General features: G+C 42.2%; 10 protein-coding genes. 6 read left to right on the forward strand and 4 right to left on the reverse strand.

Going from position 1 to position 13,250, the window contains the following annotated elements; genetic code table 11:
- Window positions 1–228 precede the first annotated feature (228 nt).
- From dcuC to arnT, 4 genes are all read left to right on the forward strand, one after another.
- Window positions 229–1,587, forward strand: a complete 1,359-nt coding sequence (dcuC, locus tag PSF28_RS16740; protein ID WP_004915139.1) for an anaerobic C4-dicarboxylate transporter DcuC — start codon at window positions 229–231, stop codon at window positions 1,585–1,587.
- A gap of 276 nt (window positions 1,588–1,863) precedes the next feature.
- The gene (locus PSF28_RS16745; RefSeq protein WP_272685395.1) at window positions 1,864–3,123 is read left to right on the forward strand and encodes an aromatic amino acid transport family protein; all 1,260 of its coding nucleotides are present in this window, start codon (window positions 1,864–1,866) and stop codon (window positions 3,121–3,123) included.
- 293 nt (window positions 3,124–3,416) lie between these two features.
- Window positions 3,417–4,691 carry a bifunctional O-acetylhomoserine aminocarboxypropyltransferase/cysteine synthase gene (locus tag PSF28_RS16750; RefSeq protein ID WP_164528334.1) on the forward strand — a complete coding sequence of 425 codons (1,275 nt, stop codon included), beginning with the start codon at window positions 3,417–3,419 and terminating at the stop codon, window positions 4,689–4,691.
- A 365-nt stretch (window positions 4,692–5,056) separates the two neighbouring features.
- Window positions 5,057–6,703: a lipid IV(A) 4-amino-4-deoxy-L-arabinosyltransferase gene (gene arnT, locus PSF28_RS16755; protein WP_210839563.1), complete on the forward strand. Its 1,647-nt coding sequence runs from the start codon at window positions 5,057–5,059 to the stop codon at window positions 6,701–6,703.
- Between the two features lie 62 nt (window positions 6,704–6,765).
- Here the strand turns inward: arnT and PSF28_RS16760 are convergent, their stop codons facing one another.
- Genes PSF28_RS16760 through PSF28_RS16775 form a run of 4 tightly spaced genes read right to left on the reverse strand, consistent with a single transcriptional unit; the run spans window position 6,766 to window position 11,604 of the window.
- Complete coding sequence (locus tag PSF28_RS16760; protein ID WP_210839549.1) at window positions 6,766–6,942, reverse strand: hypothetical protein; 177 nt, start codon at window positions 6,940–6,942, stop codon at window positions 6,766–6,768.
- Window positions 6,939–10,043, reverse strand: coding sequence for a MexW/MexI family multidrug efflux RND transporter permease subunit (locus PSF28_RS16765; protein WP_272685396.1), 3,105 nt, complete (start codon window positions 10,041–10,043; stop codon window positions 6,939–6,941). Before PSF28_RS16765 ends, PSF28_RS16760 begins: the two co-directional genes overlap by 4 nt.
- A 10-nt stretch (window positions 10,044–10,053) precedes the next feature.
- Window positions 10,054–11,163 (reverse strand): efflux RND transporter periplasmic adaptor subunit, encoded by a 1,110-nt coding sequence (locus PSF28_RS16770; protein WP_272685397.1) that lies wholly within the window; start codon window positions 11,161–11,163, stop codon window positions 10,054–10,056.
- 12 nt (window positions 11,164–11,175) lie between these two features.
- Window positions 11,176–11,604, reverse strand: coding sequence for a DoxX family protein (locus tag PSF28_RS16775; RefSeq protein ID WP_210839543.1), 429 nt, complete (start codon window positions 11,602–11,604; stop codon window positions 11,176–11,178).
- 99 nt (window positions 11,605–11,703) lie between these two features.
- Here PSF28_RS16775 and soxR point away from each other — a divergent pair, with 99 nt between their 5' ends.
- Both soxR and PSF28_RS16785 read left to right on the forward strand, forming a co-directional pair.
- Complete coding sequence (gene soxR / locus PSF28_RS16780) at window positions 11,704–12,201, forward strand: redox-sensitive transcriptional activator SoxR (protein ID WP_272685398.1); 498 nt, start codon at window positions 11,704–11,706, stop codon at window positions 12,199–12,201.
- A gap of 232 nt (window positions 12,202–12,433) precedes the next feature.
- Window positions 12,434–13,219 (forward strand): SDR family oxidoreductase, encoded by a 786-nt coding sequence (locus PSF28_RS16785; RefSeq protein ID WP_272685399.1) that lies wholly within the window; start codon window positions 12,434–12,436, stop codon window positions 13,217–13,219.
- The last annotated feature ends 31 nt before the right edge of the window (window positions 13,220–13,250 follow it).

The following is a 13,250-nucleotide window of genomic DNA, read 5'->3' on the forward strand; positions in this document are numbered from 1 at the left end:
ACATTACATCGCTAAACAAAGCTGATTTTCCTATTCTTTATTAATATTTGGGGCTATCGGCTGTAAATGGGCGCCAAAAATAGATTTTTTATTTATTTCTCTTGTGTTTTAACGCATTTCTATATTAAAAATCATCTGCTGACATGATCATTGTCAGTGAATTTTGCTTAATAATTAGGCAGAGTAATTTTTTTTATAATTACAAAATAAGACAGGCAGGAGAAATAAATGATTGAGCTCTTAATCGGCGTTATTGTCGCCATTGGAGTTGGGCGTTATATCATAAAAGGATATTCCGCAACGGGAGTGTTAATGACCGGGGGTATTTTACTTCTGATCATTACCGCTATTATGGGAAAAAGTATTTTACCAGGTTCTGTTCCGACGACGGGGTGGCGTGTAACAGATATTTTGGAATACATAAAATTCCTATTAATGAGCCGAGGTGGCGACCTTGGTATGATGATCATGGTGCTATGTGGATTTGCATCTTATATGACTCATATCGGGGCGAATGATGTCGTGGTGAAAATCGCATCTAAGCCATTAAAAATGATCAACTCACCTTATTTGTTGATGGTTGCTGCTTATATTGTGGCATGTTTGATGTCGCTAGCTGTTTCCTCTGCAACCGGCCTCGGAGTATTACTGATGGCGACGCTATTCCCTGTCATGGTGAATGTCGGGATCAGTCGTGGTGCAGCAGCGGCAATCTGTGCATCGCCAGCGGCAATTATTTTAGCGCCAACGTCTGGTGATGTTATCTTAGCGGCAAAAGCAGCCGAAATGCCATTAATCGACTTTGCATTTAAAACGACCTTACCGATTTCTATCGCGGCAATTGTGGCAATGTCAATCGCCCACTTTTTCTGGCAGCGTTATCTCGACAGAAAAGAAAATGTCACAACTGAAATGTTAGATGTTAATGAAATTAAAACCCATGCACCTGCTTTCTACGCTATTTTACCTTTCACACCGATTATTGGTGTTTTAGTGTTTGATGGCAAATGGGCGCCTGAATTGCATATTGTTACTATTATTGTTGGCTGTATTATTTTGGCAGCAGTCATTGAATTTATTCGTAGTTTCAGCGCTAAACATGTCTATAGTGGCTTAGAAGTTTGTTACAAAGGCATGGCAGAAGCATTTGCAACGGTCGTGATGTTATTAGTGGCAGCAGGGGTATTTGCACAAGGTTTAAGCACGATTGGCTTTATTAAAGGGCTAATTGACCTTGCTCAATCATTCGGTTCAGGCGCTATAGTGATGATGATCGCACTGGTGGTGATCACGATGTTAGCCGCGATGACAACGGGTTCGGGTAATGCCCCATTCTATGCATTTGTTGAGTTAATTCCTCACTTAGCAAAACAAATGGGGGTCAATCCAGCTTATTTAGTGATCCCAATGCTGCAAGCCTCTAACTTAGGTCGGACTTTATCGCCTGTATCAGGGGTTGTCGTGGCCGTGTCTGGTATGGCTAAAATCTCTCCGTTCGAAGTGGTGAAAAGAACGTCAATCCCAGTTTTAGTTGGATTGGTTGTGGTCGTGATTGCGACAGAAATATTAGTGCCTGTCTATCTGTAAAACTTCAGTTTCTCAGATAAAAAAAGGGCTGAATGAATCATTCAGCCCTTTCTCGAATTAAAAATTAAATACTTTATATCTAAAACTTATTCTTTTAATTAATTGCGAAATTATTTATTTACAGAATAATTACGTGGTATTTGTTTTTTTTACGTTATTAACGAGATCTACACCAAAAAGTTGAAAAAAATAGCGTAATTAAATTAGGTACTGTTGCTCATTTAATGCAAAATCTGCACATCTTATTTTAATAACGTTAATGATGAAGAACACAAGATGAGCACAATTGAAAAAGCAGTAGTCGCAGTAGATAAACCTGCCAGTAAGTGGACCTATAAGGATTTTACTTGGGTACTTTCTTTATTTGGAACCGCTGTTGGCGCAGGTGTTCTATTCCTGCCAATTAAAGCCGGTGCCGGGGGGTTTTGGCCATTAGTCGTATTGGCAATAATTGCCACTCCAATGATTTGGTTGGCCCATAAAGGGTTAGCTCGCTTTGTTTTATCTTCAAAAAATCCCAATGCGGATATTACCGACACGGTCGAAGAGCATTTTGGTAAAATAGGCGCAAATATTATTACCTTTGCCTATTTCTTTGCTATCTACCCTATTGTACTAATTTACGGTGTGGGTATTACAAATACGGTTGATTCGTTTCTTGTCAATCAACTAGGGATAGACCCACTACCACGATGGTTATTGTCTGGCGTGCTGATTGCTGCAATGACTGCTGGGGTGGTATTTGGTCGTGACCTGATGTTAAAGCTCACGTCTCTAATGGTTTACCCTTTGGTCTTCATTTTATTAGCTTTATCATTGTATTTAATTCCTGAATGGAATATGTCAATGCTAGAGGTGGCACCAGACTGGAGTTCAATGCCAGTGGTTGTTTGGATGGCGATCCCCCTTATCGTATTTTCATTTAACCATAGCCCAATCATCAGCCAATTCACCAAAGACCAGCGCCAACAATTCGGCAATAATGCTATTGTGAAAACAGATATGATCACTGGCGGGGCCGCATTAATGCTGACTGGCTTTGTGATGTTTTTTGTTTTCTCTGTGGTGCTATCATTAAGCCCAGCTGAACTTGCTGTTGCGAAAGAACAAAATATCAGTGTGTTATCACATATCGCGAATATCAATCCATCGCCAATCTTGTCCTACTTAGGGCCGATTGTTGCCTTTGCTGCGATTGTATCGAGTTACTTTGGTCACTTCTTAGGGGCTCATGAAGGTTTAGTTGGGTTAATCAAGTCTCGTTCTTCTTTCTCTGTAAAGAAAATTGAAATGGCATCCATGTTATTTATTGTGATTACAACGTGGATTGTGACTATTCGTAACCCAAGTATTTTAGGCATGATTGAAACGATGGGGGCGCCAATGATTGCCGCTATTCTGTTTATTCTGCCTGTTGTGTCGATGAATATTGTTCCAGCGATGAAGAAATTTAGTACGTCAAAACCTGCTCAAATTTTCACCTTTGTTTGTGGGTTAGCATCTATTACTTCGGTTATTTATGGCGCTTTCCTATAGTTATAAATAAAGTTATATAAGAAGCAAAGCCATGACCTGTATAGGTTGTGGCTTTTTTTATATCAATACGAAATAGGTTATAAGGATAGACATAGATATAACTCATTTTTAAGCTAAAGGGTGTGATAATCACCATTGCTGCATCTATCAATGTGAAATAATTTCAAGTTCAATTAGTTGCTCACTATGGTGTCTTAGGTAATATCTAGAGTTATCACAGCATCATAACAACATAATTATGGACCTCCTCTGACAATTGCATTTTTTCCAGTGTGTCGTAACAAGGATAACGAATGAAATTAGAAACATTATCGATTCACGCGGGCTACTCCCCTGATCCTACTACCAAGTCTGTTGCCGTACCGATTTACCAAACGACTTCTTATGCTTTTGATGACACTCAGCACGGCGCTGATCTCTTCGATTTAAAAGTCGCGGGTAATATTTACACGCGAATTATGAACCCAACGAATGATGTTCTAGAGCAACGTGTTGCTGCCCTTGAAGGGGGGGTAGCAGGGTTGGCTGTTGCTTCTGGAATGGCGGCAATTACTTATGCGATCCAAACAGTCGCACAAGCAGGTGACAACATTGTTTCCGTGGCAAAATTATATGGCGGAACATACAATTTACTTGCCCACGCTTTGCCACGCTTAGGAATTGAAACCCGTTTTGCAGAGCACGATGACTTAGCAGCACTTGAAGCGCTTATTGATAACAAGACTCGAGCCGTATTCTGTGAGTCAATTTCAAATCCAGCGGGTTTTATTGTGGATATTGCTGCACTCGCTGAAGTTGCACATCGCCATGGTGTGCCTTTGATTGTCGATAATACCGTAGCGACCCCATATTTATGCCGCCCATTTGAACATGGGGCAGATATCGTGGTTCATTCATTGACTAAGTATATTGGCGGCCATGGTACATCACTGGGTGGAATGGTTATTGATTCAGGTAAATTCCCATGGGCAGAGTATCCAGACCGTTTTTCATTATTGATAGAGCCTGACGTGGCTTATCATGGTGTAAGCTATACTGAACATTTTGGCGCCGCTGCCTTTATTGCGCGTTGCCGTGTTGCCCCACTGCGCGGAACGGGTGCCGCATTGTCACCATTTAATGCGTTTTTAATTCTACAAGGGTTAGAAACTCTCGCGTTAAGAATGGATAGACATACTGAAAATGCACTAAAAGTTGCGAATTACCTCGAAAATCACCCTCAAGTGGAATGGGTGAAATATGCAGGGCTACCGAGCAACCCTGAACATCATTTAGCACAGAAATATATGAACGGCAAACCTGCCAGTATTATGTCGTTTGGTATTAAAGGTGGCCAAGAAGCAGGAGCTCGCTTTATTGACGCTTTGAAACTGATTGTGCGGTTGGTGAATATTGGTGATGCTAAATCACTAGCTTGCCACCCTGCATCAACGACGCATCGCCAGCTCAATGACGCAGAATTAGCACAAGCTGGGGTTTCCCGAGATATGATTCGTTTATCGATTGGTATAGAACATATTGATGATATTTTAGCCGACCTTGAACAAGCGTTATCTGCGGCCAAATAGCTTTACTTGGCATGAATAATAACCGGTTATGGCGAATGCCCTGACCGGTTTTTGTTTATAAATTACCGTATATTTTTTGTATTAATGACTAACATTAAGAGTAAGTTAATTTTTATCTTATTTTTAAATACTGAACTATTCTTTAAGTATTCAGTCTTAATCTGCGATTCTTATCTCTTTTATCGACAAAATGTAGTTTCCATTTATTAATTGTTTATATATAGCGGTATTCATACCAATTAACTTTTGACTTGTTTAAATGGGGTTTAATCGCCATAACGATAATAGCTAAATAAAAAGAAAGTGTTTTTCAAATGAACTAAATAAAATTATTAAATATCAATAACAAGAATGGTTGAGATGAGATGATTATGGCAAACAATAAAGTTGCCTACCTTAAATGGTGCCTGTTATTTGGTTTTGTCCTAGTAACCTATTTTTTACCATTAAACGGTAGGTTATTGTGGCAACCGGATGAACTGCGGTATGCGGAAATTAGTCGGGAATTGATTATTAGTTATAACTGGAGCGTTCCTGAACTTTTAGATATTCGTTATTTTGAGAAGCCTATTTTTGGTTATTGGGTAGGGGCTATTTTCCAAATGTTATTTGGTGAAAATAACATTTCTGTTCGCCTTGGCGTAGTATTTAGTACATTAGTCAGTGGGCTATTTGTGTATCTCAGTGCCAAAATGGCTTGGAAAAACTCACGTCTCGCTTTCAACGCGGTGTTTATTTATCTTTCAATGTTGATGGTCTTTACCATCGGCACCTACAATATTCTTGACCCCATCGTGACAGCATTTATCACTATGGTGATTTTCTTTTTCCAATGGGGGTTAACGACAAAATACTTCTCTCATAAATTATTCGCCTTCATGATGATGGGAGTAGCCTGTGGGTTAGGCGTATTAACAAAAGGTTTTCTTGTTTTAGTGTTACCTTTGCTGGTGTGTTCAGTAACTGCCATCTACTTTAAGCAATTCAAAGAAGTGTTTGTTTTCTCTTTTGTTTCGCTATTTACTGCCTTTGTCGTGTGCTTACCTTGGGCTTTTGTCATTGCTAGTCGTGAGCCTGATTTCTGGAACTATTTCTTCTGGGTTGAGCATATTCAACGTTTTATGGCGAATAATGCGCAAAATAAATCCCCATTCTGGTTTTATATTCCTATTTTACTTGCCGCGGTATTGCCTTGGCTGGGGTACCTTTTTGGCGCGCTACGCCATGCATGGCAGCAAAAAGGGGTACATATTTATTTTCTGATGTGGTTTATTGCACCATTTGTATTTTTCAGTATCACTAAAGGAAAATTACTGACCTATATTTTGCCTTGTATTGCACCTATTGCCGTTCTTATGGCGGCCTACATTGAAAAAATTCTCACTGAGAAAAAAACACTGCCTATTCGCTTGAATGCATTGATTAACACACTAATCGGTGGCGCTATTGCTGGGGGAATTATTGTTTCTGCTTATTACCCTAAACTGAATGTGTTTCAGGCCGATGAAAGTGGAAAATTATGGTTAGCTGCGGGTGCCTTTATTTTTTGGTTATTGGTTGCTTTGGTCTCTTTTAAACAACGGTTTTGGTATTTAGCTGCAGTGTGTACGGTGGCAATTAGCTTAACGGTAGGGCATGTGATCCCATCTCGTATTGCTAGTAATAATACCCCGCAAGAGGTGATTGCGAAATATCATCACCAATTAGCTGATAAATCTGTATTGTTAACTAATAATGTAGGGCTAGGAACTGCATTAGCATGGGTACTTAAACGTAGTGATATTACAATGCTTCACCAAACTGGGGAATTAGGCTACGGGCTCAAATACCCAGATGCCGTTAATCGGTTTTACAGCTTAAAACAGCTACCTGACTTATTGAAAAACTACCATTATAAAGATGTGGCGGTGGTCGTAGAAAGTTCTCAGCGTGAATTGTTGGATGCATTACCCGGCAACCCAATTATTATTCGGGAAGGTAATCTTGTTTTAGCTTTTTACGAAGGCCAATAGAGTTCTTTGTCATGTTGTTTGATAATAGCCGCCAAACCTAAATAATTTGGCGGCTATTTGCATTAGCGCGTAGGCTTACCTAAGGTATTCGGGGGCGAGGTGGAATGGGATTTTTCCAGGCCAGCAGGGAGACCATGATAAATTAATAGCATTGCCATGCTATTGCTCATCGCATTCACTTCCACTTCGTTGACTGTACGGTTGTTACGTTGATGACGGCTAGCTAACGTATTTCTCATTGGGACGTCTCCTCAGTTTCTTTGATTAGGCGATTCGCTTCGGCAAGCTCATAGCGCCTTGGTGTAAGTGCGGTTGCACTATGATTACGGGCTAATAAGGTATACATGGTTGGTAAAACAAACAGGGTAAATAATGTACCAACTAACATACCGGTGACGATCACTAAACCTAAACCAAAGCGGCTATTGGCGCCGGCTCCAGTGGCGAATAGCAGCGGAACTAAACCAATCACCATTGCCGCAGTTGTCATTAATATTGGGCGTAAACGAATCTGTGCTGCTTTGAGAATGGCATGCCGTCTATCTAGCCCTTCATTGGCTTGTAATTCATTGGCAAACTCAACCATCAATATTCCGTGTTTACTGATTAAGCCAATCAATGTGACTAAGCCGATTTGGGTGTAAATATTCAATGTCGCATAGCCAAGTGCCAATGGAATTAACGCGCCACAAATTGAAAGTGGAACAGTAATCAAGATAATCAATGGGTCGACTAAACTTTCATATTGTGCCGCTAAGACTAAGTAAATAATGATGAGCGCCGCCATAAAGGCAAAGGCGAGGGTGTTTCCTTCTTGTTTATATTGGCGCGAATCGGATTGCCAGTCATGGCTAAAACCGGCAGGTAGCTCATTGGCAATATTATCTAAGTAGGCAACAGCTTGGCCTAACGTGACCCCAGGGGCGGGTATTGCTTGGAAAATTGCCGCATTCTGCTGATTAAATTGCGTGAGTTTATTCGGTTCAACTTGGGTATTGATATCGACCACCGTTGACAGTGGGATCATCGTCCCCGCTTCCGATTTCACATAATGGCGTGAAAGGGCTTCCGGTGTTAAGCGTTGGCTACGAATACTTTGAGGGATCACATCATAGGAGCGGCCATCCATCCCAAAGCGGTTAATATAGTTTTCTCCCACTAATAAGGTCAGTGATTCGCCGATATCTTGCATGCGAATGCCTAAGCTATTTGCTTTTGAACGGTTAATACGGACTTCTACTACAGGATTGTTATAGTCAAGGTCACTATCTACCACCATAAATAGGCCGCTTTCACGTGCTTGCTGCTTGATCTCTTCCATGGTTTTATAGAGTACGGAATAATCCTGCGGGCTTCTGAGAACCATTTGGATTGGTAAGCCCCCCGTTGAACCCGGTAAAGCGGGTAATTGGAAAACGAAAATACTGTTCCCCTCAACATCACCGACACGCCCTTGTAAGTCCCCTTGGATCTCAGATGCAGCGCGATCACGCTGTTCCCATGACGTTAAGTTAGTTCCCCCAAAGCTGGCGGAAGGGCCATCGGTCCCGTTAATAATCCAAGTACTTTCTGTTTCCGGTAATTCCATGAAAACATCATGTAACTTACGCGAAAAGCGTTCTACATACTCGAGGTTAGCGTGTTGAGGAGATTTGATTGCCGTTAATACGCTGGATTGGTCTTCCACAGGGGCCAATTCACGAGGGGCAGATTGATAAAGCAGTGGTAAGCTAATGAAGACACCAATGGCAATAATACCTGTTAACCAACGGTTTTTCAAAGAGAAATTCAATACAATGGTATAGTAATGGGCTAAGGTAGAAAAGAAGGTTTCTGCCATATGCGCCATACGCCCTTCATTCTGTTTTGAGTTCAACATAAAAGAGCTCATCACAGGGGAAAGGGTTAACGCCACAATACCGGAAACAATTACTGCACCGGCCAAGGTGAGTGCGAATTCTTTAAATAAAGCCCCTGTTAAACCCGACATGAGCCCGATTGGTGCATAAACTGCTGCCAAGGTGATTGTCATTGCGATAACGGGCCCTGCTACTTCACGAGCTCCAATTAAAGCCGCTAAAACCGGTGATTTCCCTTCTTCAATATGGCGATGGACGTTTTCGACGACCACGATAGCGTCATCGACAACCAGACCAATCGCTAATACCATGGCCAGTAACGTTAGTAAGTTAATACTAAAGCCAAATGCCATCATTAGTGCGGCTGCACCTAACATTGATAGTGGAATAGCTAAGATTGGGATGATTACGCTGCGAATTGACCCTAAACAGAGGTAAATAACAACAATAACAATCAAGAGAGCTTCAATTAATGTGCTAATAACTTGATCAATAGACGCTTTAATAAAGCGCGAAGTTTCAAATGCCATTTCCACTTTGACACCGGGTGGCAATGTTTTGGTGATGTCTGGCATTAATTGATTCATGCCATCAACGATTACCAATGGGTTACCCGTTGGGGTGGCAAACAACCCAAGATAAATCGCAGGCTCACCATTCATTAAACCACTGGTTTCTGTGGAAGCAGCGCCTAATTCGATGGTTCCCACATCTTTTAAACGTACTAATCCATTACCGTCGTTGCGGATCACTAAATCACGAAACTCATCGACATTCGTGAGGTCGGTATTAACATAAACATTGGAAATTACGAACTCACCTTTGACTTTGCCGGGAGCCGCTTGGTAGTTGTTTTGGCGAACCGCTTGCGCAACATCGGCAGCAGTTAGACCTCGGCCGGCTAATTTATCGGCATCAAGCCATAAACGCATCGCCAACTGTTGCCCACCAAAAACTTGAACTTTGGCGACGCCGTCAATTGAGGAATACATTGGCTCAATGACGCGAGAAATGTAATCTGTTAGGGCTGGAATGGATAGATTGGTACTGGAAAAACCGATATAAGCAACCGCAGTGGATTCCCCAGAGGAAAGCTCAATCACAGGGTCATAAGCTTCTTTAGGTAATTTATAACGAACTTGGTTCACCTTCGCCATTACTTGCGCAAGGGCTTGAGTGGAGTCTCGGTTAAGTTCCATTCGTACGGTGACAAGGCTGCTTCCTTGCACAGAAGAAGAAGACAAATAGTCGACGCCTTCTACAGAGGAAACGGCTTGGGCAATGGGTTGCGTCACAAAGCCTTGCATCAATTTAGCCGATGCACCAGGGTATTGCGTAGTAATGGTGATCGTCGAGCTTTCAAGCTGTGGATATTGGCGGATAGGCAACTTACTCAGTGCAAATAAACCAATTAATACAATCAACGCACTGACCACGAGAGCCAGAACCGGTCGGCGAACAAAAATATCAGTAAATTTCATTGCGCCTTCCTTATGAACCTTGAGCTGTGTTAGCGACAGATTCAGACAATGTATCTTGGGCAACTGGAGTGACAGCGGAGCCGTCGTTTAAGCGTAATTGCCCAGAAGTGACGACTTTATCGTTAGCACTTAAGCCGTGCTCTACTTCAATTTTGCCATCCCAACGTTGCCCCGTTTTTACGGACACTCGCTTAACGGTCATCGCATCCCCTTCACCTTGCGTAATAAACACAGTATCGCCATAGGCGGTATAAGTGACTGCGGTTTCTGGGATCGTAATGACCTCATTACTGGCTTGGCGTACCACATTCACGTTGGCGTACATCCCTGCTTTTAAGGTGCCATCACTATTTTCCAGTGTGGCTTGCAAGGCGATAGTGCGTGATTTACCAATGAGTGGATCAATGGCAGTAATACGAGCTGGAAATGTTTTATTGGGATAAGCATCAACCGTAATATCAACAATTTGCCCTTGATGCAGTTCCGGTGAGGCCTGTTCATCTAAAGAGAAATTGAGCTTTAAGGTTTGGGTATCCACCAAGCTGGCAATAGCTTCGCCGGGGTTTAAATATTGACCTTCATGGACTTGGCGAATACCTATCGTTCCGTCGAATGGCGCTCGGATCGTTTTTTGTGCAATTAATGCTTGGGTTTGACGGATTAGGCCTTGGGCAATATCACGTTCAGCACGTGTGCTATCCACTTGAGCCTCTGCCACTAAATGTTGCGCAGATAATGAACGGGTTCTTTCGTATAAGCGAGCCGCATTTCGCAACTGTGCTTGGTAACGTGATAAATCCGCTTGTTCAACGGCATCATTGAGCTGCACTAATAATTGGCCTTTTTTGACTTGTTGGCCAGATTCAAATGCAATTTTCGTAATACGGCCATTGGTTTCTGCCGCGACTAACACTTGGCTGCCAGCTTCTAACTCACCCACGCCGTAAAAGGTGCGAGGCGCGGTATCTAAGCTAACAGGAGCCAATGCCACTTTTACGGGTGGATATTGGTAAGCTGCTTGTTCGTCTTCCTCATTTTGGGCATAGGTCGAATAAATCGCGCTACCCGCCCCAATAGCGATTAAAACGGAACAAAGTGTCATTATTGTTTTTTTATTCATTAAATTTTCCTTCTATTTCTGCGCTTTTAACGCGAAATAAAGACCTCGAAAATGCCCTGCAATGGCGATAGCAATTAAGCCCCCAATAACAGCGATATGTTCAATTGCCCAAAACATCGCGATTTGAGCCTGTTCTCCCGTGTAGCTCCAAAAGGTGTGGACAACCACAATTGTGAGGAACAAAAACACGGCTAGCGCCCCAGTTCCAAGCCATAAAAGACGATTAAATAGCACAAGAGCAGAGCCAACTAACATGACAGCGGCAGAAGCAATGTTGAAAAACCAATCTGGGTGCAGACCTGCGGCGCGCATTTCGGCCAGACTATTTTCATAATCAAAAACTTTGGCTAAACCAGATGAAATAAATAAAACCAAGATGAGTAAGCGAGCAATAATCCATAAGCTATTGCTTTCTAACATTTTGGTAATCACCGATGGCATAAACCTATCCCCTTTTAAAAAGTAACCTCAATTGACAAACTAGCAGGGTGGCACTATAAAACCTTAAGTTAAGTTGAGGTCAAGCAAAGGTGAGATAAAATGGCGGACAAAGACACAAAAACGATAAAACCTCAGAAAAGCGAGGGGAAAAAAATTGATTTTACGCGGGCACTAACGGTGGGCGAAGTGGCAAAACGCTCAGGAGTACCTGTTTCTACAGTCCATTTTTATGAATCAAAGGGACTCATTCAAAGTACTCGAACTCAAGGGAATCAGCGACGATTTCACTCTGTTGTACTGCGTTATATTGCCATTATTAAAGTCGCGCAAAGTACAGGGATCCCATTACATGAAATTCAAGATGCACTAGGGCGTTTTCCTGCAAATAGTGCGCTGACTTCAGAACAATGGCAGGAGATGTCGACACAATGGCGTAAATCTTTAGATAAGCGTATTCGGCAATTGACGCGTTTACGTAATGAATTGGATAACTGTATTGGTTGTGGCTGCTTATCATTAAGTGATTGCCCACTGCGTAACCCTGATGACGTACTCGGAAAAAGAGGCCCCGGAGCACGAATTTTGGAGCGCCCGTAAAGCATTTTTCACATCTACCTATCATCACACTTTTCATAATCTGGATAGCCACTGCAAGATGTGGCTATTTATTCATAAATATCATCATTTTATTATTTAAATTACCGCGCGAAATGGATAATTTTCGCGCCTAGCGGCTACACCATTTTCCTCTTTTTGCGTAATCATTCCTCTTGTTAATTATTTGTGAATTTATTGTGAGCGAATAAGTGTGATAGAGAGGGCATCGCAAATGAAAGGTTTGAATAACAAAGTTGCTATAGTCACTGGGGGCGCAACCAAAATTGGGGCGACCGTTGCAAAAGTACTCAGTGATTACGGTGTCAACGTCACTATTTTTGATATTGATAAAGAGAATGGTGAAAAGGTTGCACAAAGTAACCCGAATATTGATTTTCAGTCTGTAGACATTACGGATGACCAACAACTCAAGCAAGGTATTGATCGTGTTGCACAAAAATATGGTCAACTCGATTTTTTAGTTAATCTGGCTGCCACTTATCTCGATGAAGGCCAGTTATCCTCAAGGCAGGATTGGCTCACTGCATTGAACATAAATGTGGTAAGTGCGGTGATGGCCGCACAGTTTGCAAAAGTACACTTTGTAAAATCGGGCAAAGGTGCCATCGTCAATTTCACCAGTATTTCCTCTTCTGTCGCGCAAACAGGCCGCTGGCTCTACCCCGCATCTAAAGCCACCATGTTGGAGGTAACTCGCAGCCAAGCAATGGATTATGCGGGTGAGGGTATTCGTGTCAATTCGGTATCTCCTGGCTGGACTTGGTCTCGAGTAATGGACGAAATCACTGGAGGTGACCGCCAAAAAACTGATCGTGTCGCTGCTGACTACCATTTATTAAAACGCGTTGGTGACCCAGAAGAAGTCGCTCAGGTTGTCGCGTTCCTACTTTCTGACTTGGCCAGTTTTGTTACTGGTGCTGATTATGCTGTTGATGGCGGTTACTCCGCTATGGGGCCTGAACAAGCTAAGCCCGCAATCCCTCGTCTTGCACAGTAAGACACCATTCTCACTATTTTTCAAAGGAAAA

It is taken from the genome of Providencia sp. PROV130, assembly GCF_028482225.1.
GTDB lineage: Bacteria > Pseudomonadota > Gammaproteobacteria > Enterobacterales > Enterobacteriaceae > Providencia > Providencia rettgeri.